We start from the raw sequence: 22,776 nt of genomic DNA on the forward strand, positions 1-22,776 counted from the left end.
TGTAAACCTTTCTGTTTTAAAAATCATTTTTTTATGTTGTATATAGATAGCTATTTGTAATCTCGTTCGATAAAGTCATAAGCTTTTCGGGGCTTGGGTTTGGAACTTGTTCCCAGATCAATGCCTACCATGGCATTTACCTGATCGGAGGACGAGTTGAAATATATTTCAGCATTGCGCTGCAGGAACTTCCGGCGTGTCGTTTTTGCAGAACGACGGTTCCGGATAAAATCGAGTTCTTCCAAAGGGGCGATGTTTTCTGTTTTTAATCCGACCAGTGTGTACTGATAATCGTGTGTCGTATCATATATTTCCAGGATCAGACCCGGTAATCCGCAAAATTTCCACGGTCCTTCCGGAACCGGAATTTCCGGGGTATACCAGGCTTCGTACTGCCGCCCTCTGAATGAGGTCCGGGCACAATGACAGGTGTAGCCCTGAATCATTTTGCTAGAATCGTAAAGCTGCCAATTCTGGCTTTCATAAGGTTCGGAAAATTTCACTTCGGTAACGAGCAGTCTCGTCAGGGTCGTCAATTGTCCGGCCGGATCGTTCTTGAATAAGTAATCGTCTGTCGTTCTGGATCCCGGCCGGCTGCTGATATTACCATTTGTAATGGCTGTCTCCATCAGGTTTTCCCATACTTTTTTCCCCTCTTTTGTTTGTAATAACGAATCTGCGAAGTATCTGTAATGACTGTAAAAAACACTGTATGTTTTACCTATTCTCAATACCATCAAATCTTCTTCACTACGACGGGTAATGGTATCCCGTATTTCTATATACTGATAACTGCACTCTAAAATCGTATTATTCGTTATGTCGGGTGCGGTGAAGGTTGAAAATTCCGGTAAGGGACTCCCTAGTATGAAAAAAAGTAAAAGCCGGTATATCATAACGGTTTTGTTTAAAATAGATAAACGTCATCCTCTCTATAAATCAGAGGATGACGTTTGGAATAGATTTTTATTTACAGTGTTTGCTATATGCATTCCATGCATTGGTCCACTGTTCAGCCGTCCATTCTGTTTTAGCATATTCACCATCCATCATATTGGTGAGTGTTGCACAATACTCCTCTACAGATACGCCACCGGTAATTTGGTTCATTTCCTTATAGTTTAATTCTTCCAACATGACATTAAGTTTTAATGATCGCCTACTCGTTGAGCTTTTCGGCATCCGCTCCGGTTGAATCATACAGGCCGGATTCTGCAAACGAATTACCGTCTTGGTTGTTTCGCCAAATAGACCTATCTTTGTCGTGCCTTCTTTCGATTTGTTAGACATATAGCCTGACAGCTGTGTTTATCCTTATCCGGAAGGAGGTTTTTTGTTTTATACGGATGGCAGGTCCGTAAAATTAAAGTTCAATTACACGTAATTGGAAACTTTTCTATTTTAAAATGATTTCGTTTTGGATAATACTTCTATTATACAAGACTTCTGTTCTAGGGTACGATTGGAATTATTTTGTAAAAGAGCCCTGATAACATAGTTTATGGTAATCAGGCATATAAAATTTCAGGATGTATTCACCTTCATTTAATCCGCTTACGTCGATGCTGTAAGTGTTGTTTTCGGCGGTAAAATACAGGGATTTGGCAACAGTCAGACCTGCCCGGTTGATAACCGACACTTCGACTGGACCTACGGACATATTGATCGAAAAGTCGACGATGTCTTCACAATAGGACGCTTTTATTTCAGGGTAGGAAATAACTGACACTGGGACAGGTAAATCTGGTATGGAAATAATTATAAGTATTTCGAACGGAATTTTGTCTTTGCCTTTTATTTCTGCAGAAGAGAAAAACGGAGAAAATACCAAAGAACTGATCAGAAGAGTTAAAAATAAATTTTTCATTTGTACATATTTTAAAGTTATTTAATACTTAAATATAAAATGAAAATATATCCTTTGTCTTGTTTTGTATTTCCCGATTTTGTTAAAAGGAGGTTTGAAAATCAGGCGTTTGAAAAATAACATTTCCCATATCTGTAAAAATATCATCCCGAAGTCCGGTTTTATCCGCAGGAATTTAAAAAATCGTTTTGAATTTTATTCAGAATTTGCTCCAATGAGTTCGTCCGTTCCGGAACCAGTGTTTTACAAATTTTATACCGGGAATTGTATACTGTTTTTTCGGATATTCGCAAATAAGTGGCAATTTCCTGAATCGAAAAATTACAATAGGTCAGGATGCAGATTTTTATTTCGCTTTCCGATAAGTATTTTTTGTAATGTTCTTCGAAATAATCGGCCAGGCCGTTATATAAGCCGTTTATTCCGGTTTTTACTGCCTCCCAGTCTTCTCCGAGCATATATTTTTCCCGTATCGTCTGGATTTCTGCATTTCTTTTCTTTTCATTATGTATGTTTCGGGTATTTGCTGCGGCCAGTTCTTTCAACATTTGTATTTGCTGAATGAATAGTTTCTGCGATCCGTTTTTAGGAGTTTGATTCAGGTGGTGAAGCAATTCCTGAAGTTTCGTTATGCGTTTCTCTGTTTCCAGTACGCGCATTTGTGATTCGGCCATTTCCCGGCTGCGTTTGTTCAACCGGTTTTTATAAATAAAATAAAGCAACAGGGAAGAAATCAATAGAAATAGCAGACCTCCCAATAAAAGGTGATTGCGAAGCGCAAGTTTCTGGTTTTCGGTTTCTGCCGTTTTTTTATTGTACAGTTGCGCATAACGGTATACGGAATGGGCTATATTGTTTTTGTACAGGGAATCTTGTAATATATAACCTTTTTTTAGGGTTTCGAAGGCTTTTTCCGGTTTATGGTCCTGTTGCTCGATATTGGCCAGTGTAAAGTAAAACCCGGGTTCTGTTGTAGGGTATTCGTTTGATAAATGGGAAAGGGCCAAACGTGCCGAATCCAGTTTATTTTCATAGCTGTAGATTAAGGCAAGCATTAATGATTGTTTGAGGTTAGGCGTGTTTTTGTAAAAACCGTTTGCTTTAAGAAGTAATGTTTTGGCCTTGGACAGATTGTTGTGGGATAAATAAATACCTCCTTCCAATATTAACGAATGCACATAATCTAAAGTATCTTGTATTTTTAAAAAACCTTCCTGGGCTTTTTGCAAATAATTTTGACAGGAATCAAGCTGGGTATTACATATAAATGTTTGTGCCAGGTTTAAATATCCCAGATACATGTTTTTTATATTTTGGCACTTCCCGAAATAGTGGATAGATAATTTGTTCATTTTTAATGCATTGTCCCAGTCCTGTTGTTTTTGGTATTCCTTGTTCAAACGTGCGTAAATCAGTCCTAACAGATTCCATTCTTTCAGGTCGAGGGCGATTTTTTCCGCTCGCAGAAAAGTATGGATGGCTTCCTGTGTCATTGAATTTTCTACAAAATAATAGCCGAGATAAAAGTATGTTTCGGCGAGTTCCCTTGATTTTCCGCGGGACTTATAATAACTCAGGGCTATATGAATCAGAGAGTCGGATTCGATCGGAAAATTGTTTTTATCCAAGGCCTGAATATAGAGAAGGTTGAATAAAGCTTTGTTTTTCCGGTTGAGGTCAGCCGGATCTGGTATAGATTGCAGTAATTCCAAGGCTTCGGCCGGTGCTGTTTCCATTTTCTCCCGGACTTCTGTCAATCGGATATCGGTTGTTTGTGTGCATGAAAGGCACAACAATAAACTTATTGTATATAATAATCTGTACATGGTTTTGTTTTAGATTTTGAAAGATACGTGATATATGTAAAATATGCAATTCTTTTTAAAAACTATATTCGGTTGAATTGAAAAATAAAATAAGAAAAATGTTTGCATTGATTTTCACTATTTTATGTTTTTCAAAGCTCTGAGAGGTATCTTGTATGGAATAATTTTTTTAGGGTTTTTGGGTGCTGAACCATCTTAGGAATAGGAACGCAAAAAGAATTATTTACCTTTAAAATTATCTTACTATGAAAACTTGGTTTAAATATACGTTGAGTTGCGTAGCCACAGGGATGTTGTTGCTTTACGTAACGGGAATTTTGGCCCAGGACAGCGTCGGTTTTTATACCGTCAGCGGAGTGGTCAAAGATCAGAAAACGGGGAAAAAACTGGAATGTGTGAATATTTCTGTTCCCGGAACGAATATCGGGACTGTGACAAATAAGGATGGAAAGTTTGTACTGAAGCTTAAAAAATCTTTATCGGCAAATGTTATTGAAATATCTCATATCGGTTATCTGAACTGCCGTCGGGCTCTCGAGGGGAAAAATGAGTTAGTGACTTTCAAGCTTATTCCGTGTTCGGTTTTATTGAATGAAGTGATCGTGGGGAGTCAGGAGGCAAAAAATATTGTGGCAGCGGCTATGGACCGGATCGGAATGAATTATGCCGGTAAAAATACCATGCTTACCGCTTTCTATCGGGAAACCACTCAAAAAGAACGGAGGTATATCCATATCTCGGAAGCGGTTATTCACGCTTTTAAGACTCCCTATACTGAAAATACATACAATGACCGCGTACAAGTGTATAAAGGACGTAAGTTGTTAAGTCAGAAGGCAAACGATACTCTGGCTGTCAAATTAATGGGAGGGCCGACACTTGCTGTTTACGGGGATGTCGTGAAAAATCCAGATTTGTTATTGGATAAAAATACGCTTTCCCTTTTTACCTATGAAATGGGAGAACCGACCATCATTGATGACCGTCCCCAGTATGTCATTTATTTTGCACCTTTGGCTAAATTGCCTTATCCTTTGTATTACGGTGTTTTTTATATCGACAAAGAAAACCTGGCTTTTACCCGGGCCGAATTCTCTTTGGACATGACAAACAGAGCCGAAGTGACGAAAGTAATATTGAAAAAGAAGCCGTTGGGTCTTCGTTTTAAACCGATTACTTTATCGTTTCTGGTTACTTATAAACAACGGGAAGGAAAAAGTTATTTGAATTACATTCGGAATGAGCTTAGGTTCAAATGTGATTGGAAACGTAAACTTTTTTCAACTCATTATAGCATTGTGAGTGAGATGGTGGTTACTGAAAGTCAGGAACAGAATGTCACGGCTATACCATACAAGGTATCTTTCAAAAGAGGGCAGGTCCTTTCGGATAAAGTGACTGATTTTTTCGACAAAGATTTTTGGGGTGGTTACAATATTATCGAACCGACGGAATCCCTGGAGTCCGCTGTCAAGAAATTAAAAAAGCAGTATAATTGATTGGGAGTGATGCGAATATGTATTATATTTAGGAATCACTATGTATGTTGTATATGACTGTAAATGATGTATCGGCTTTAAGGAAAATCAGGGGAGGTGATATCCGGGCTTTCGAAAAGCTTTTCCGGTACTATTACGAACCCCTGTGCCGCTATGCAGTTTCTTTTACTAAGGATATTGAAGCCGCAGAGGAGATTGTACAGGAATTATTTTATATGTTGTGGAAGGAACGGGAGCATCTCTGCATTCATTCCCTTAAGTCTTATCTTTACGGAGCTGTCCGGAATAATGGACTTCAATATCTGAAGCATTTGGAAGTTCGGGATAAATACAGGGAAAAATTAACCCGGGAGACGGTGAGCGAAAATTATAACCTCACGCCTTTGGATAAACTGGAGTATCAGGAACTGGAGGAAAGGGTAGCAGGGATATTGGATACCTTTCCGGAGCGCAGGCAGCGCATATTCCGGATGCACCGTTTTGAAGGGAAAAAATATGCGGAGATTGCCCGGGAATTGTCGGTTTCTGTAAAGACGGTAGAAGCAGAGATAAGTGAAGCGTTAAAAATCTTACGAAAAAGAATAGGAGAAAGGGCCTGTTGATTGTTTTTATCAGAAATTACCGAGTTTTTATAATGTGTTTATAATTGTTTTAGATTGCTGGAAGGATATGAAAGAAAAAAATAAGATAGTAGATGTCGATCGGGCCTGGGAGGCTTTGCATGTACGGCTACAAAATGATGGTTTAATGAATATCCGGAAACCCCGGTTGACGAGAAAGCGCAGATATATGCAGTTTGCTGCTCTTTTTGGGGGAATCGTAGTTGTCTGCGGAGCGATTTTTCTTTCCTGGGATTCTGAAGAAGTGTTCGAACTTTCGTTTGCCTCTGAAAATGCCGGAGAAAATATGACTTTGGTTTCAACATTGGCCGACGGATCAACCGTTTATCTCACTGACGGCGGAACACTCACCTATCCCGGAAGTTTCGAAAAGAACAAACGGGAAGTTTCGATGACCGGTGATGCTTTATTCGAAGTGGTTTCCAATCCGCGACGTCCTTTTATTATAGAGACACCGAATGTGGTTATTGAAGTTACCGGAACGGTTTTTAACGTTCGTTCTTTTCCGTCCCGGGAAGCTTTCGAACTCTATGTTCAGGAAGGAACTGTAGAGGTTGTTTGCAAAGCGAATGAGGCCCGGATGGCCGTTCAGGCGGGAGAGATGGTCCGGTTGCAGGCAGGGGAATGGCAGAAAGGTACGGCTTCCGGCGTTGATTTGTACGCTTTGTATACCGCTAAAATGAGATTTAAAGATGAATTTCTGTCTGTTATGTTGCCGATACTCAATCGTATCGGTGACCGACCGATTGTGTTGCGTGATCCGGAAATAGGCGAAAGAAAAATGACCGTTGCTTTTTCCGATAATGATTCGGAAGTTATGGCTGAGCTGATTTGCGCTGCCTTGAATTTGCGGCAAACGATAAAGCAAGATACGATTTATATTTTCAAACCCTGAGAGCATGGTAAAATGTATTTCAATCGGGATATGGTTGGTATTGCCGTTCTGCAACATAGTCGTGCAGGCTCAGCAGACAGACGTGTTTGCTCGTGAAATACGTTTTTCATCTTCCCGGGGTACCGTTTATGAAATGCTCAATCAAATTACCGAACAATCCGGTTTTTGGTTTGTATACGACAGCGATTTAATCGATAATGAGAAAAAGGTAACGGTTTCCAAAGGTATTTATCCGCTCCGGGAGGCGATCCTGCAAATTACCGGAAATAATACGTTGGAAATGAAATTAATCGGCCGGCACATTCTTTTATATAAGGAAAAAGCCGTACCGACTCGTGTTGCTGTTTCAGAGCAGATGCCTTCTTTTTTGATGGTCCGGGGAACTGTCCGGGACCGGGAGACGGGGGAGCCTTTGGCTTATAGTTCGATTGGAATAGACGGAACGGGAAAAGGAGTGGTTGCAAATCAAAACGGGAGTTTTTTGCTTAAGCTGCCCGATTCTTTGCTTTATTCTTCTCTTTATATCTCTCATCTGGGGTATGAACCTCAAAAAATAGCTACAGAATTATTGGCAGGCAACACTACGGATATCCGGTTACAGGTTCGTCCCATTCCCCTGGAAGAAGTAATTGTCAGATTGGTAAATCCCGTTAAGATTTTGAAAGAAATGTTGGAAAAGCGGGGAGAGAATTATGCAGAGACTCCTGTTAATTTAACTACTTTTTACCGGGAGGGGGTGGAGAAGGGAAAAGAACTCCTTGCTTTGACGGAAGCTGTTTTTAAAGTTTATAAAACAGGTTATTGTTCGCTCGAGAATGATCGGGTAAAGTTGTTGAAGATGCGGCGTATCGATAACGAGAGATGGAAAGATACGCTTGTCATGAAAATAAAAGCCGGCATCAAGGCTTCGTTTACGTTGGATTTAACAAAGAATCTTCCTGATTTTCTGACTTTTAATGAATCGAATCTTTATAATTATTATAAGGTAGACATGAGTGTCGTCGATTCGCATTTGGTACATGTTATTGCTTTTGAACAGCGCAAAGATGTCCGTTTGGCTTTATACAAGGGAGAGCTTTATGTAGATGCGGAGAATTCTGCTTTGTTACGTGTACGTATGGAAATAAATCCGGATTATATACGAAAAGCGACAAATGCCTTGATTGTCAAAAAGAGTAAAAGAATCGATATAACCCCGAAAAAGGTGGTGTATACCGTCAGTTATAAACCTTGGGGCGGGAAATATTATATCGGACATGTGCGGGGAGATCTTGATTTCCGGATAAAGAAAAGAGGAAAATTGTTTGCTTCGTCGGTACATACCTGGTTCGAGATGGCTACTTGTAATATTGACACATTACAAGTCAGGCGATTTGCGCGAAGGGAAACTTTACCCATCAATAAGGTATTTTCGGAAACCCGTTTTATGTATGATGAGAATTTCTGGGGGGACTTGAATATTATTCTTCCGGAGGAAAAGTTGGATCAGGCCATTTCTAAAATCAATTCCCGGATCATTGAGACGGAATGACAAAACTTCTCATTGGGGATGTGGAAGACAGGGGGTTGTACATTTTCTCCGCTTTTACAGATACTTTATGCTTTCGGGTTTAAGGGCGTTTATTTCCCAGTAATTTTTCAAGCCGGAACATTTCGTCGCGTAAACGGGCAGCTTCCATAAAATCGAGTTCTTTGGCTGCTTTTTGCATGGCAGCTTTGGTTTTTTGATGCATTTTTTCCAGCTCGTTTTTGCTCATATAGGCGGTTACGGGATCGGCGGCCGTATTGATATGCTCTTCTTCTACGTAAGCGCGGGTGGTTTGCTGGGTAAGTACGGAATCCGTGGATTTCTTGATTTGGCGGGGGGTAATATGATGCTCTTCGTTGTATTTCAGTTGTTTTTCCCGCCGGTAATTCGTTTCATCGATGGTTTCCTGCATGGACCGGGTAATGGTGTCGGCATACATAATGACTTTGCCTTCTACGTTGCGGGCGGCCCGTCCGGCAGTTTGTACCAGAGAACGGGTAGAGCGCAAGAAACCTTCCTTATCGGCATCGAGGATAGCGACTAAAGAGACTTCCGGCAGGTCCAAACCTTCGCGTAACAGGTTGACCCCGACAATGACATCGATAATGCCCTTGCGTAAATTTTCCAGAATTTTAACTCTCTCCAAGGTATCTACATCCGAATGGATGTATTGACATTTTATGCCCATCCGGTCCAGGTATTTACTGAGTTCTTCCGCCATTTTTTTAGTCAGGGTGGTAACGAGTGTCCTTTCATGAAGATCGATACGTTTTTGAATTTCATTGACGAGGTGGTCGATCTGGTTGAGGGTGGGGACTATTTCAATTACCGGATCGGGGATACCGGTCGGGCGTATGATTTGTTCGACAATTACTCCCTGACTTTTTTCCAGTTCGTAATCTGCCGGGGTGGCGCTGATATAGATTGTTTGACCGGTTTTGGCTTCAAATTCCGAAAATGTCAGGGGACGGTTGTCAAAAGCTGCCGGTAAACGGAAACCGTATTCGATAAGGGTTTGTTTGCGGGCATGATCTCCTCCGTACATGGCTCGTATCTGAGGAACGGTGACATGCGATTCGTCGATTACCATCAGAAAATCTTCCGGAAAATAATCCAAAAGGCAGAAGGGGCGTACACCTGCCTGACGACCGTCGAAATAACGGGAATAGTTTTCGATACCGGGACAATATCCCAGTTCCTTAATCATTTCCAGGTCGTATCTGACTCTTTCCTCCAGGCGTTTGGCTTCTAGGTGTTTTCCGATTTCTTTTAAGTAAGCTACCTGCAGATGCATGTCTTTTTCGATTTCAACAATGGCATGAGCGATCGTTCCCTTATCGGTGACGAATAAATTAGCCGGATAGATATCCAATTCTTCAAAAGCATCGATTGTCCGTCCGCTTGACGGTTCGAAGGAATGGATACAATCAATTTCGTCGTCCCAGAATTCAATGCGATAGGCTATACCTTCGTACGTTTCTATAGCAGGGAATACATCTACGATTTCTCCTTTGGCACGGAAACTGCCTCTTTTGAATTCTACTTCATTATTGGCATACAGGGCATCTACCAGTTGGCGTAAGAGTTGGTTGCGGCTGATTCGCATTCCCTTCTTGAGGTGGATGACATTGGAACCGAATGCCCGGGGATCAGCCATACCGTAAAGGCAGGATACGGAAGAAACGACAACGATGTCTTTACGTCCGGATAATAAAGATGCCGTTGTACGTAAACGTAATTTGTCGATTTCGTCGTTGATCGCTAAATCTTTTTCAATATAAGTGTCTGTTGTCGGAAGGTATGCTTCCGGTTGATAATAGTCATAATAAGAAACGAAGTATTCTACGGCATTTTCGGGGAAAAAAGCTTTGAATTCGCCGTATAGCTGGGCGGCCAGTGTTTTATTGTGACTAAGAATCAGGGTAGGCCGATTGACGGCATTGATGACATTGGCTACGGTAAACGTTTTTCCGGATCCCGTTACTCCCAGCAATACCTGATCATCGGTTCCCTGAAGGATACCTTTTGTCAGTTGCTCGATCGCTTCCGGTTGATCACCGGTGGGACGAAATTCCGAAGTCAGTTTAAAGGCCATGGCTATGAAAGATACTTATCTAATGTTTCGATCAAAACTTTTAATCTGATTGGTTTTAACAAATAATCGTTGCATCCTTCGTCTGCCATTTGCTCCCGTTTTATATTGAGATTATGGGCTGTCTGGGCGATGATTATTTTATCCGGAAACTTTTCTTTTATCAGGTGCGTCGCTTCAATTCCATCCATATCCGGCATACTGATATCCATTAAGATAACATCTATATCCGGGTGATTGTCAATGGTTTTAATTGCTTCCGCTCCATTATGAGCCCGATATATCGTAATTTGCGTATTTTTTAATAAAGCGGATAATACGATGAAATTAGTTTCATTGTCTTCTGCAATCAGCAGTGTTTTATCCGACCAATTCGGAAGAACAGATTGTTTTTTCATAAAGGGTAAGACTAAAGTTTAGCCATGAATTTTACCGGGTCAATGATGAAACGGTCATGGATGGCATATCCGATTTGCCCTTTTTCGTCCTCTGCCTCTATTTCAAAACGTATTCTGCGTCCTTCGATTTCCGTTACTTTCGCTTTGCAATTTACTTTGTCTCCTACGGGCGTTGCTTTAATATGTTTTACATTTATTTCAATTCCGACGGTGTCCTGGCCTTCTTCCAGATGTCCTTTGAGGCAATGAACCGCCGTATTTTCCATAAGGGCAACCATCGCCGGAGTGGCGAAAACTTCCAGACTACCTGATCCGTATACGGCGGCAGTGTCTTTGGGTTGCACAGTTATCGATTGTTTGTATGTGATTCCGGTTTCCAGCATATTTCATGATTTTATATATATTCTTATTCTTAAAATTCAGAGGTAAAATGGAATATCAGTTTTTTATAATTGTTCTGAGCCATTTGCAGCATATATTGTGAATCGGCCAGAAATACATCCCTGCCGTGTTTGTCTTTAGCCATGTATTGGGCTTTGTGCTTTTTGAAGTCGGTTAACTCACTTTCATCCAAGGCTTCGATCCAGCATGCTTTGTACAGATTGATGCCTTCCCAGCGGCAGGATGCCCCGTATTCGTGCAGCAAACGATATTCGATAACTTCAAATTGCAATGCTCCGACAGTACCGATGATTTTGCGGCCGTTGAATTGGTTGACAAACAACTGGGCAACCCCTTCGTCCATCAATTGATCGATACCTTTAGCCAATTGTTTGGATTTCATCGGATCGGCATTTTCTATGTATTTGAATAATTCCGGAGAAAAGCTCGGTATTCCTTTGAAATGTAATTTTTCACCTTCGGTTAAAGAATCTCCGATCTTGAATGTTCCTGTATCGTGTAAACCTACAATATCTCCGGGATAAGCTTCGTCGATAATCGATTTTTTGGAAGCCATAAAAGCTGTCGGAGTTGAAAATTTCAGCATTTTCCCGTTTCTCACATGCAAATAATTGGTATTTCGCTTGAAAATTCCGGAACAGACCTTTACGAATGCAATACGGTCGCGGTGGTTCGGATCCATATTGGCATGTATCTTAAATACGAAACCAGTGAATTTTTCTTCGTCCGACAGTACGGTACGTTCTTCCGTTTCCCGGGGAAGCGGGGAAGGAGCCAGTTCGATGAAACAATCCAATAGTTCTCTGATGCCGAAATTATTCAGTGCCGAACCGAAGAATACGGGGGCAACTTCTGCATTCAGGTAATCCTGACGGTCGAGTTGAGGGTAGACGCCCTGAATCAATTCCAGATTTTCACACAAGGCGTGAGCTTCCCGTTCTCCGATATGTTCGATCAATGTTGCCGAATGCAAATCGTTTATTTCAATTCCTTCAGGCAAAGTTTGAACTGTAGGGTTGTATAAGAGCAGGTTTTTCTGGTAAATGTTGTATACGCCTCTGAACGTATCTCCGCTGCCGATCGGCCAGCTAAGCGGATTTACCTTTATCTGCAATTCTTTTTCGATTTCATCCAATAAATCAAAAGGATCATGGGCAGGCCGGTCCAGTTTGTTGATAAAGACGATTACCGGGGTTTTGCGCATCCGGCACACCTGCATAAGCTTGCGGGTCTGGGACTCAACCCCTTTGGCGGCATCTACGACGATAATGACACTGTCGCACGCTGTCAGGGTACGGAACGTATCTTCAGCGAAGTCCTGGTGACCGGGGGTATCCAGAATATTGATTTTTACGTCATTGTATTCGAATCCCATCACGGATGTGGCCACAGAGATACCTCTTTGACGTTCGATTTCCATAAAGTCGGACGTCGCCGTCTTTTTTATCTTATTCGATTTTACAGCACCTGCAATGTGAATAGCGCCTCCGAATAGTAATAATTTTTCCGTAAGCGTGGTTTTCCCTGCGTCCGGGTGACTGATAATACCGAATGTCCTTCTGCGTGCAATTTCTTCTTTAAATCCCATGGGTTAAATCTATTCCTGACCATTAAAACGGGCACAAAGATAATAAAATTTTACTATGATACAGGTAAAATCTCTCGTTATCCACAAGTCCGGAAAATGGATTTTGGGGAAAATCGATCCGTATTTTGCAGTAAATTCTGTATGTGTCCTTTATTCTGTTATTGTAAAGGAAAAAATAACGTTATTTTCAGATGTTATGATAAAATTATGAACGATGAAATTGGCCGGGGTTGTATATAAATCAAAAATAAACATACCTTTGTATACCTTATTTGCGTAAAACAGGGAAAAAAGTATGAAATATATCGGAGCACATGTACATATTACCGGCGGTGTTGAGAATGCCCCGGAGGAGGCTCGGGCGTTGAAGGCCGGAGCTTTTGCTTTGTTTACAAAAAATCAAAGGCAATGGGTCGCTGCCCCTTTGACGGTAGAGAGTATTGATCGTTTTCGCCAACGTTGCGACGAATACGGCTATGCTGCCAGACATATCCTGCCTCACGACAGCTATTTGATCAATCTGGGAAATCCGGATCGGGAAGGATTGGAGAAATCCCGGACTGCTTTTCTGGACGAGATGAAACGTTGTGAGCAATTGGGTTTGAGTTTGTTGAATTTTCATCCGGGAAGCAGTTTAAAGAAAATCAGTGATGAAGCCTGCCTTTCTTTGATTGCCGAATCGGTAAATCTGGCTTTAGCACAAACCCGGGGAGTATGTGCCGTGTTGGAGAATACGGCCGGTCAGGGTTCTAATCTCGGTTATACTTTCGAGCAGTTGGCTTATATTATCGATAAGGTAGAAGATAAAAGTCGGGTGGGCGTGTGTATCGATACCTGCCATACTTTTGCTGCGGGATACGATATCAAGTCGGAGTCCGGTTTTACGGAAACTTTTGAGCATTTTGATGAGGTTGTCGGTTTTAAGTATCTGAAAGGAATGCATTTGAACGATTCCAAAAAAGAATTGGGATCACATGTCGACCGGCATGAAAATATCGGGAAAGGAGAGTTGGGAATGGACGTATTCCGCAGAATTATGCAGGATTCCCGTTTCGATGACATCCCTTTGGTATTGGAAACACCGGACGAAACGTTATGGGCTGAAGAGATCAGTCTGTTGTACGGATTTGCTGAAAGGCATTGACCATAGCCCCGGAACAATTAATTTTGAACTATGAGAATCGGTTTATTGTCGGATACGCACGGGTGGTTAGATCCGAAGTTGCTGGAATTCTTTGAAGGATGTGATGAGGTTTGGCATTGCGGAGATATCGGAACTATGGAGGTTGCGGAAGAATTGGAGCGGCATTTTATTGTCAGAGCCGTATATGGAAATATAGACGGGGGAATGATGAGGAGAGTATATCCGGAAACCGACGTTTTTACCTGTGAAGGTGTAAAGGTGCTGATGACTCATATCGGAGGATATCCGGGACATTATGATATGCGGATTAAATCGCGTTTGTTGCAGGAACGCCCCAAACTGTTCGTATGCGGGCATTCGCATATCGCCAAGGTTATGTATGACCGTAAACTGGCATGTTTGCATATCAATCCGGGGGCAGCCGGACGTTACGGTTTTCATAAAGTGAGAACGGCTGTGCGTTTTGTAATAGGGGCTGGAGAGATCAAAGACCTGGAATTGATTGAATATGAAAGAAATTGAAAAAATAAAATAGATCAGATATGATGAAAAGACTGTTTATCGGAATTATCTTATGTTTGGGAATATGCCTGACTGGTTTTGCACAACGGAATAATAATCAGGCAAGGGAACAGAGTTTGAAATACCAGCGTTTGATGGCTTTAATCGATGCTTTTTATGTCGATACGGTAAATTTGCCGAAATTGACGGAAGAGGCAATTGTTAAGGTCTTGTCGGATTTGGACCCGCATTCCGTTTATATTACCAAAGAGGAGGTTGAGGAAATGAACGAACCTCTGGAAGGCGGATTTTTCGGAATAGGAATACAGTTTACGATTTATCAGGATACCCTGATGGTCGTTTCGGTTGTGCCCGGCGGTCCTTCCGAAAAGGTAGGATTGCTGGCAGGGGACAGAATCGTGTCTGTGGACGGGGAAAATATCGCCGGAGTAAAACTGACCAATACCCAGGTAAGGAAGCGGTTGAAGGGGGAGAAGGGAACAGTGGTGCAGGTAAGCGTGGTGCGTGGCTCGGAACCTATGGATTTCCGTATTGTCCGGGGAATGATACCGCTTCATAGTGTTGATGCGGCTTATATGCTGGATAAAACGACGGGATATATTAAAATTTCCCGTTTTGCAGCCAATACGATTGATGAATTCGAGGAAGCTGTGAAAAAGATGCAGGCAGAAGGAATGAAAGACCTGATTCTGGATTTGCAGGCCAATGTCGGAGGATATATGGGGGCAGCTATCGGCATCAGTGATAATATGCTCGGAGATAAGAAAATGATTGTTTATACGGATGGACTTTCTTCCGGCCGCCGGGAGGAATATTCGACTTCCAAAGGCTTGCTGAAAGACGGGAGAATTGTGTTGTTGATAGACGGTAATTCGGCTTCTGCCAGTGAAATTGTTTCCGGAGCTGTACAGGATTGGGACAGAGGCCTTATTGTAGGACGCCGTTCTTTCGGGAAAGGCTTGGTACAAAGACAATATCCCCTGACAGACGGTTCGATGATACGTCTGACAATAGCTCATTATTATACCCCTTCCGGACGTTGTATTCAAAAGCCGTACAAAGGAGAAGATTACCGGGCGGAATTATATAACCGCTATGAAAGCGGAGAATTGTTGAGTGCGGATAGTATAACGGTTAACGATAGCCTGAAATATTATACCAAGCTGAAAAAGAGAATTGTTTACGGAGGAGGCGGTATCATTCCTGATGTTTTTGTTCCGATCGATACGAATATCAATTATTCTTATTTTAATCGTCTGAATGCTAAGAATGTAGTAGGTGAATTTGTCGTCGGTTATGTAGATAAAAACCGGGAAGACCTGAAGAAAAAATATCCGACTTTCGAGAAATTTCAGAAGTCGTTTGAGGTTACTCCGGAAATGATCGACCAGATTGTAAAAATGGGAGAAAAAGCAGGCGTTCCTAAAGATGAAAAATTACTGGAGCCGGTCATTCCTGCCATGAAACTGTCGATAAAAGCTTTGATTGCGCGGGATACCTGGGATATGAACGAGATGTATCAAATCTTTAATGAAGATAATAAGGTTTTAAAAGAAGGATATAAGGCCCTGAAAGACGGGACGTATGAACGGATTTTAAAATAAACCAGCGGAATTTTGGATGAGATAAAGAATTGAAGTTTTTTTGATTTAAAATTGGAATATAAAGATTCATGCAGGAAGAATCTAAACTTTTAGGTAAAGAAATAGCATATCCTGAAACCTATTGTCCGGAAATATTGGTGGCTGTTCCCCGTAGACTGAACCGGGAAATATACGGTATTGACCGGCCGGACAGCTTATTTTGTGGATATGACAGCTGGCATTGTTACGAAGCCAGTTTTCTTACGAAACAGGGATTGCCGGTCGCCGGAATTTTGAAATTGGTTTATGCTTCCACCAGCGAATTTCTGGTTGAAAGTAAATCATTGAAGCTTTACCTGGGTTCTTTTAATATGATCTGTTTGGGGGATTCTGTGGCCGAAGGGATTGCTGTATTTAAAGCTACGGTTGCCCGGGATTTGAGCGCTTTGCTTCATACTTCTGTAGAAACGGCATTTTTTCAGACTTTACCGGATTCCCGGCCTTTTGATTTTCCAGAATATACTTTGCTTGAAACACTTCCCCGGATTGCTGCTGCTTCTTTTTCGGCATATCAGGAAAATCCAGCCTATCTGTCGGAGAATGTGACAAAATATGGTGGTGAAATGCTGGTATGCAGCCATTTGTTGAAAAGCAATTGCAAGATTACCCATCAACCCGATTGGGGAAGTATTTACATCCGGATTAAAGCAGCACATTTACCCGACGAGCTTTCTCTATTAAAATACATTGTTTCTCTCCGGGATGAAAATCATTTTCACGAAGAAATCTGTGAGATGACTTTTAAACGACTTACCGATATTTTCAATCCGGAGATACTGACGGTTTGTTGCCTGTATACCCGGCGAGGTGGTATCGATATTTGTCCGGTACGGGCAAACAAAGCCGAATTTATACCTGCCTGCCTGCCACGGGCCGACATACTCACGGCATCGGCATTTAGACAATGATTAATTACAGAAAAATTTCAAACGACGGTGTTTCTTCTTTTTAGATTTAAAAATTCTGCATAGAATACAATTTGGTATATATGCCGTTTAGTTTCAGCAGTTCTTCGTGGTTGCCTTTCTCTACAATCTTTCCTTCATGGAATACGCAGATCATGTCGGCATTCCGGATAGTGGAAAGACGGTGGGCAACAACAATGGAGGTCCTGTTACGCATCAGGTTGTCCAAAGCTTCCTGCACTAGTTTTTCTGATTCGGTATCCAGGGCAGAAGTAGCTTCGTCCAGAATCATTATGGGAGGATTTTTCAATACAGCCCGTGCAATGCTGAGCCGCTGGCGTTGTCCGCCGCTGAGCTTACTGCCCCGGTCGCCGATGACGGTTTGGTAACCGTGTTCGGTTTGCAGTATGAATTCATGGGCGTTGGCTATTTTTGCTGCGTTTTCTACAGCTTCCTGCGTGGTATTTTCAACTCCGAAAGCTATATTGTTGTATATCGTATCATTGAATAATATCGGGTCCTGGTTTACATTGCCCATCAGTTCCCGCAGATCATACAGGGCGAAATTACGTATATCCGTGCCGTCTACACATATCTCTCCTTGTCTGACATCATAGAAGCGTGGCAGCAGATCGACGAAAGTACTTTTCCCGGAGCCGGATTGTCCGACCAAAGCGATCATTTTTCCTTTAGGAATGGTTAAATTGATGTCTTTCAATACCTGCTTGCTTTCGTTGTAAGAGAAACCGACATTCCGGTATTCGATGGCTTCCCGGAAAGTATCGATACGAACCGGTTTTTCGACTTCCCGAATGGTGGATTCTGCTGATAAAATAACATCTATACGATCCATGGCAGCCAGCCCTTTTTGGACACTGTAATAGGCATTTGTCAAATTCTTAGCCGGGTTGATAATCGAATAGAACAGTGCGATATAGGCGATAAAACCTTCGGCAGAAAGGTTACTCTGGTGGTTCAATACCAGTTTCCCTCCAAACCATAAGACGATGACGATGACGATCGTACCTAAAAATTCACTCATCGGATGGGCGAGGGAGCGACGGCGCATCAGCCGGTTTTGGATACGCCGGTATGCTTCGTTTTCGCCGGAAAATTTCCCGTCCATTTTCTTTTCTGCATTGAAGGCTTTTATAATTCTCAAGCCGGATAAGGTTTCTTCCATCAATGCCAGTATCTCTCCCATTTTAGTCTGTCCTTCCCAGGAACGCCGCTTCAAATTTTTGCCGACCTTGCCGATCAGTAACCCCATCAGAGGGAGTAGGACAAATACGAATAAGGTTAACTGCCAGCTCATAATCAGCATCGTTGTCAGGTATACGATAATCAGGATCGGACTTTGGAAAAGCATATCCAACGAACTCATGACAGATGCTTCTACTTCCTGAACGTCACCGGTCATACGTGAAATAATGTCTCCTTTGCGTTCTTCTGAAAAAAAGGGAAGTGGCAGGGATAAGATTTTCAGGTATATTTTTCTGCGGATGTCTCTGACGACACCGTTACGGATATAAATCAATTCATAAGAAGCCAGATAAGCGAAGCCGGTTTTGAAAGCGGTGGAAATAATGGCTAAGATACCGACAAAGACCAATGTATTGGCTTGTCCGAAGCTGTTTTTGATTTCAGTGACGTAATAGTTGAAAATCTGGGCGATGGATTTCGTATCCAGGGCGAAGGGAACGAGTTCGGTTACGTCATGCTGGTTGTCAAAAATAATCCGAAGGATCGGGATTAGCATCGCAATGGATAAACTCCCGAAAATAGCATGCAGAAAATTAAAAAGGACACTTTTGGCAACCCGGCTCTTATAGGGAGGAATAAATCTCCTGAGAATAGAAATCAAATCTTTCATAAATGTGCTTTCAATGATGAAAATCAAGGCCAGAAATCCGGAGGAAGGACTTCTGGCCGGTTTGATATTTAGCTGTGATAAATATTAGATTCCCGTATAATTAGACGGTGTAATCTGTTTTAATGTTTTTTTCAAATCAGCGGAAATCTCAAGTGTGTCGATGAATTCGGCAATGGATTCCTGTGTGATTTTATTGTTGGTACGTGTCAGTGCCTTTAAAGCTTCGTAAGGATTCGGATAGCCTTCGCGGCGCAAAACGGTTTGTATGGCTTCGGCCACGACAGCCCAATTTTTTTCCAGGTCCCGTTCAATCGCTTCTTTATTGATGATCAGTTTATTTAATCCTTTTAACGTGGATTTGAAAGCGATAAGGGTATGGGCTAACGGTACACCGATATTCCGTAATACGGTAGAATCCGTCAGATCTCTTTGTAAACGGGAGATCGGTAATTTATTGCTCAAATGATCCAATACGGCATTCGCTATACCTAAGTTACCCTCTGAATTTTCAAAATCGATCGGGTTGACTTTATGAGGCATTGCCGACGAACCTACTTCTCCCGCCTTGATCTTTTGTTTGAAATAAGTCATGGAAATGTATGTCCAGAAATCCCGGTCCAGGTCTATAACGATGGTATTAATCCTGCGCAGGTTATCGAATAAAGCTGCAAAATTATCATAATTGGATATTTGTGTCGTATAACTTTCCCGTTCGATTTTAAGTTTTTCCGTCAGGAATTTATTACCGAAATCGGCCCAATTGTATTCGGGATAAGCCACATGATGGGCATTGAAATTTCCCGTTGCTCCTCCGAATTTGCCGGAGATAGCAACTTTTTTCAGTAACTCCAGTTGACGGCTCAAACGGTAGGTGAATACTTTCAATTCTTTCCCCAGACGGGTTGGGGAAGCCGGTTGACCGTGAGTTTTGGCCAACATGGCAACATCTTTCCATTCTTCAGCCAATTCTTCCAGTTTGGCGATCAGTTCGTCGATGACCGGATAATAGACGTTATGTACGGCATCCCGGAAAGAGCAGGGAACAGCGGTGTTGTTGATGTCCTGTGATGTCAGGCCGAAATGGATAAATTCTTTGTATGCATGCAGATTCAGAGCGTCGAATTTTTCTTTGATGAAATATTCGACGGCTTTAACATCGTGGTTGGTTACTTTTTCAATGTCTTTAATCTTTTGCGCATCTTCTATCGTAAAATCCATATAAATTTCCCGTAATTGGGAAAATAAAGAGTGGTCGAAGGGCTTCAATTGAGGAAGCGGTAATTCGCAAAGTGCAATAAAGTACTCAACTTCCACCATGACCCGGTAACGGATCAGTCCACTTTCTGAAAAATATTCGGATAAACTTTCAACTTTATCACGATAGCGGCCATCGATAGGAGAAATAGCGGTTAATGCTTGCATAATGATTATATTTAGTATTTTTAATGCATCTATTTTTTCAAGGCTTACAAAAATACAAAAAATAGGATTAAGAAATTGAAAATTGAAAATTGAAAATTGAAAATTGTGTTAAAAGAGAAAAGTTTTAACTTTGTCTTTAGACATTTAGAAAATAGGTTATGGGTATTTTTCAAGGATTTTTTATGGGAATAGGAGTATATGGCCAAGCCATTGAGATACTTTTCAGCCGTAAATTTTATTGGTTTTTGATTTTTCCATTGATTGTGCTGGTCCTTCTTTTTTTGACCGGGCAATGGCTGGTCGGTTTGGCAGGAGACAGCCTTTCCGGACTGGTTGAAATGAAGATTACAGGTTGGTTGGAAGGTATATCCTGGTTGCAGTGGTTGAGTAGTACAGCCGGTTTTCTGATACGGATATTGCTGCGGATTACTTATTTCCTTTTATTTATGGCATTCGGTGGATACATCATATTAATTGTCATGTCACCGGTTTATTCCTGGCTGTCGGAGCGGACGGAAGCACATTTATCCGGAAAGAAATACCCTTTCAGTTTAAAACAGTTGCTTTGGGAGATTTTCAGAGGGATTCTGATCGTTATCCGGAATATGTTTTTTCAGTTGTTGATAACGATATTGTTGTTATTGTGTTCTTTTATACCGCTGCTCGGTTTATTGGCTCCGGTAGCCTTGTTTCTGGTATCTGCTTATTTTTACGGTTTTTCTTTTGTGGATTATGCTATAGAAAGAAAGCGTTTTAATGTAAAAGAGAGCATTCGGTATGTCAATAAGAATGCGGGTATGGTGACTGGCGTCGGGTGTGTTTTTGCTTTGTCGTTGATGATTCCCTGGCTTAGTGTCATTGCCTGTAGTTTTGTTTCGATTTTATCGGTTATAGCGGGAACGGTAGCGATTCACCGGGTGACGGAGGAAAAGCAGGAAACGATACAGAAAATTTGATTTCAAATATTCCGTAAATAATTTGTAATAAAAATACAGTGTTATTAAATTAGGAAAATAATAAAGTGGGTGACATCTAATGTAACGCCTGAATTTTAAATTAATGATTGTGATGAAAAGATTGGTTTTATTCATAACGATGTTTTTATGGGTGCTGGGTGTGCAGGCGGAAGGAGAAAGGACCCTGGTATTTAAAGTGGATATAAAGGATGAGATCGGCCCTGAAGTGTGGCGTTTGGTCAAAAAATCTTTTGAGAAGGCTCAGGAAGAGAATGCAACTTACATCTTAATAGATATGAATACCTATGGCGGAATGGTAGTGTATGCTGATTCTTTGAGAAGTCTGATACTCAATAGTAAGATACCGGTATGGGTATTTATCGATAATAATGCTGCTTCTGCCGGAGCCTTGATTTCGATTGCCTGCGACCGGATTTATATGAGAGAAGGAGCGAATATAGGTGCGGCTACTGTAGTTAATCAAAGCGGTGAAGCCATGCCTGATAAATACCAGTCGTATATGCGCTCAATGATACGGGCAACAGCCCAGGCCCACGGTAAGGATACCCTGATAGAAGGGAGGGACACCAGCTACCGGTGGAAAAGGGATCCCCATATAGCAGAGGCTATGGTCGATCAGACGATTCATATTCAGGGAATAACCGATAGCGGGAAAGTGGTGACCTTTACACCGCATGAGGCAATACAATATGGTTTTTGTGACGGTATAGCTGAAAATGTAAGTGAAGTGCTTAAACAGGGAGGGGTAGAAAATTATACGATAACTACTTATAATCCGACTGGTTTGGATCGGATTATTGGCTTTTTAATTAATCCGGTAATACAGGGACTTTTGATTATGCTTATTATCGGAGGGATTTATTTTGAATTACAGACTCCGGGAGTGGGATTTCCGCTATTGGCTTCCGTAGTGGCTTGTATACTCTATTTTGCTCCTTTGTATCTGGAAGGTATCGCCGATTACGGGGATATTATTTTGTTTGTTATCGGCGGACTGTTATTGCTTTTGGAGATATTCGTTATTCCCGGTTTTGGGGTAACGGGAATCAGCGGGATTATCTGTATTATTGCCGGATTGGTATTGGCAGGGGTCGACGATATATCGTTTGAGTTTTTCGGAGATTTTGCCGGAATGATTCTCAGGTCGCTGTTTCTGGTGATTACCTGCTCTTTGTTTGCTTTGATTTCAAGTATTTGGTTAAGTGGTAAGCTGTTCGGTTCCAGACGGTTGGCACTTGCTTTGCATGCTGAACAGCGGGCAGAGGACGGGTATGTCGGGGTGGATATGACTGCTGTAAAAGAAGTGGATAAAGAAGGTGTTACTACAACCGATCTTCGTCCGGCAGGTAAAATTAGAATAGAAGGAGAGATTTATGATGCCGTATCTGCCGAGGGGGATTATATTACAAAAGGAAGCCGGATAAAGGTAGTCGATTATCAGGCCGGACAATTGTATGTTGTGAAAAGTGAAGATTGATCTTTGATTTCCGATTTATGATTAATCGGGTAGGAAAGAATATAAACTTCTAAAAATAAGGGGGAGAGATGTATGCAATCCCCATATATAATGTCGAC

General features: G+C 41.6%; 20 protein-coding genes. 10 read left to right on the plus strand and 10 right to left on the minus strand.

Features of this window, described 5'->3' with window-relative positions; genetic code table 11:
• Positions 1-50 precede the first annotated feature (50 nt).
• From DD657_RS03675 to DD657_RS03690, 4 genes are all read right to left on the minus strand, one after another.
• Positions 51-896, minus strand: a complete 846-nt coding sequence (locus DD657_RS03675) for a GLPGLI family protein (RefSeq protein WP_068689574.1) — start codon at positions 894-896, stop codon at positions 51-53.
• Between the two features lie 70 nt (positions 897-966).
• A complete protein-coding gene (locus tag DD657_RS03680; RefSeq protein WP_068689572.1) occupies positions 967-1,290 on the minus strand; it encodes a bacteriocin in 324 nt (107 codons plus the stop codon).
• Positions 1,291-1,468: 178 nt separating this feature from the next.
• A complete protein-coding gene (locus DD657_RS03685; RefSeq protein ID WP_021988852.1) occupies positions 1,469-1,867 on the minus strand; it encodes a DUF3244 domain-containing protein in 399 nt (132 codons plus the stop codon).
• 161 nt (positions 1,868-2,028) lie between these two features.
• On the minus strand, positions 2,029-3,693 hold the full coding sequence (locus DD657_RS03690) for a tetratricopeptide repeat protein (protein ID WP_147379402.1): 1,665 nt from the start codon (positions 3,691-3,693) through the stop codon (positions 2,029-2,031).
• A gap of 245 nt (positions 3,694-3,938) precedes the next feature.
• Between DD657_RS03690 and DD657_RS03695 the strand changes: the two genes are divergently transcribed.
• The 4 genes from DD657_RS03695 to DD657_RS03710 all read left to right on the plus strand — a co-directional run bounded on the left by DD657_RS03695 (position 3,939) and on the right by DD657_RS03710 (position 8,238).
• Entirely contained in the window at positions 3,939-5,192 is a 1,254-nt protein-coding gene (locus DD657_RS03695) for a carboxypeptidase-like regulatory domain-containing protein (RefSeq protein ID WP_021988850.1), read from the plus strand.
• Positions 5,193-5,236: 44 nt separating this feature from the next.
• Positions 5,237-5,794 (plus strand): RNA polymerase sigma-70 factor, encoded by a 558-nt coding sequence (locus DD657_RS03700; protein WP_021988849.1) that lies wholly within the window; start codon positions 5,237-5,239, stop codon positions 5,792-5,794.
• 67 nt (positions 5,795-5,861) lie between these two features.
• Positions 5,862-6,707, plus strand: coding sequence for a FecR family protein (locus DD657_RS03705; protein WP_147379401.1), 846 nt, complete (start codon positions 5,862-5,864; stop codon positions 6,705-6,707).
• Positions 6,708-6,711: 4 nt separating this feature from the next.
• Positions 6,712-8,238 (plus strand): carboxypeptidase-like regulatory domain-containing protein, encoded by a 1,527-nt coding sequence (locus DD657_RS03710; protein ID WP_287048525.1) that lies wholly within the window; start codon positions 6,712-6,714, stop codon positions 8,236-8,238.
• Positions 8,239-8,317: 79 nt separating this feature from the next.
• Here DD657_RS03710 and uvrB read toward each other — a convergent pair whose 3' ends face one another.
• From uvrB to DD657_RS03730, 4 genes are read right to left on the minus strand one after another with little or no spacing between them, the layout of a single operon-like run.
• Positions 8,318-10,330 carry an excinuclease ABC subunit UvrB gene (gene uvrB, locus DD657_RS03715; protein ID WP_021988846.1) on the minus strand — a complete coding sequence of 671 codons (2,013 nt, stop codon included), beginning with the start codon at positions 10,328-10,330 and terminating at the stop codon, positions 8,318-8,320.
• Between the two features lie 2 nt (positions 10,331-10,332).
• The gene (locus DD657_RS03720) at positions 10,333-10,725 is read right to left on the minus strand and encodes a response regulator (protein WP_021988845.1); all 393 of its coding nucleotides are present in this window, start codon (positions 10,723-10,725) and stop codon (positions 10,333-10,335) included.
• 11 nt (positions 10,726-10,736) lie between these two features.
• Positions 10,737-11,108 carry a thioesterase family protein gene (locus DD657_RS03725; RefSeq protein WP_021988844.1) on the minus strand — a complete coding sequence of 124 codons (372 nt, stop codon included), beginning with the start codon at positions 11,106-11,108 and terminating at the stop codon, positions 10,737-10,739.
• Between the two features lie 29 nt (positions 11,109-11,137).
• Entirely contained in the window at positions 11,138-12,715 is a 1,578-nt protein-coding gene (locus DD657_RS03730; protein ID WP_021988843.1) for a peptide chain release factor 3, read from the minus strand.
• Between the two features lie 295 nt (positions 12,716-13,010).
• Here DD657_RS03730 and nfo point away from each other — a divergent pair, with 295 nt between their 5' ends.
• The 4 genes from nfo to DD657_RS03750 all read left to right on the plus strand — a co-directional run bounded on the left by nfo (position 13,011) and on the right by DD657_RS03750 (position 16,932).
• Positions 13,011-13,859 carry a deoxyribonuclease IV gene (gene nfo / locus DD657_RS03735; protein WP_021988842.1) on the plus strand — a complete coding sequence of 283 codons (849 nt, stop codon included), beginning with the start codon at positions 13,011-13,013 and terminating at the stop codon, positions 13,857-13,859.
• Between the two features lie 30 nt (positions 13,860-13,889).
• Positions 13,890-14,381, plus strand: a complete 492-nt coding sequence (locus tag DD657_RS03740) for a metallophosphoesterase family protein (RefSeq protein ID WP_021988841.1) — start codon at positions 13,890-13,892, stop codon at positions 14,379-14,381.
• Positions 14,382-14,404: 23 nt separating this feature from the next.
• Positions 14,405-15,985 (plus strand): S41 family peptidase, encoded by a 1,581-nt coding sequence (locus tag DD657_RS03745; protein WP_287048590.1) that lies wholly within the window; start codon positions 14,405-14,407, stop codon positions 15,983-15,985.
• A 68-nt stretch (positions 15,986-16,053) separates the two neighbouring features.
• On the plus strand, positions 16,054-16,932 hold the full coding sequence (locus DD657_RS03750) for an NADPH-dependent 7-cyano-7-deazaguanine reductase QueF (protein ID WP_287048530.1): 879 nt from the start codon (positions 16,054-16,056) through the stop codon (positions 16,930-16,932).
• A 46-nt stretch (positions 16,933-16,978) separates the two neighbouring features.
• On the opposite strand, the gene DD657_RS03755 is transcribed toward DD657_RS03750, so the two are convergent.
• Both DD657_RS03755 and purB read right to left on the minus strand, forming a co-directional pair.
• Positions 16,979-18,802, minus strand: a complete 1,824-nt coding sequence (locus DD657_RS03755) for an ABC transporter ATP-binding protein (RefSeq protein ID WP_021988838.1) — start codon at positions 18,800-18,802, stop codon at positions 16,979-16,981.
• 84 nt (positions 18,803-18,886) lie between these two features.
• Entirely contained in the window at positions 18,887-20,224 is a 1,338-nt protein-coding gene (purB, locus tag DD657_RS03760; protein WP_021988837.1) for an adenylosuccinate lyase, read from the minus strand.
• 158 nt (positions 20,225-20,382) lie between these two features.
• On the opposite strand from purB, the gene DD657_RS03765 reads away from it, so the two are divergent.
• Together DD657_RS03765 and DD657_RS03770 are read left to right on the plus strand one after the other, a co-directional pair.
• Entirely contained in the window at positions 20,383-21,180 is a 798-nt protein-coding gene (locus DD657_RS03765) for an EI24 domain-containing protein (protein WP_021988836.1), read from the plus strand.
• Between the two features lie 112 nt (positions 21,181-21,292).
• Positions 21,293-22,678 (plus strand): NfeD family protein, encoded by a 1,386-nt coding sequence (locus DD657_RS03770; protein ID WP_021988835.1) that lies wholly within the window; start codon positions 21,293-21,295, stop codon positions 22,676-22,678.
• The last annotated feature ends 98 nt before the right edge of the window (positions 22,679-22,776 follow it).

Origin of the sequence: Culturomica sp. (assembly GCF_003524185.1) — a bacterium.
GTDB lineage: Bacteria > Bacteroidota > Bacteroidia > Bacteroidales > Marinifilaceae > Culturomica > Culturomica massiliensis.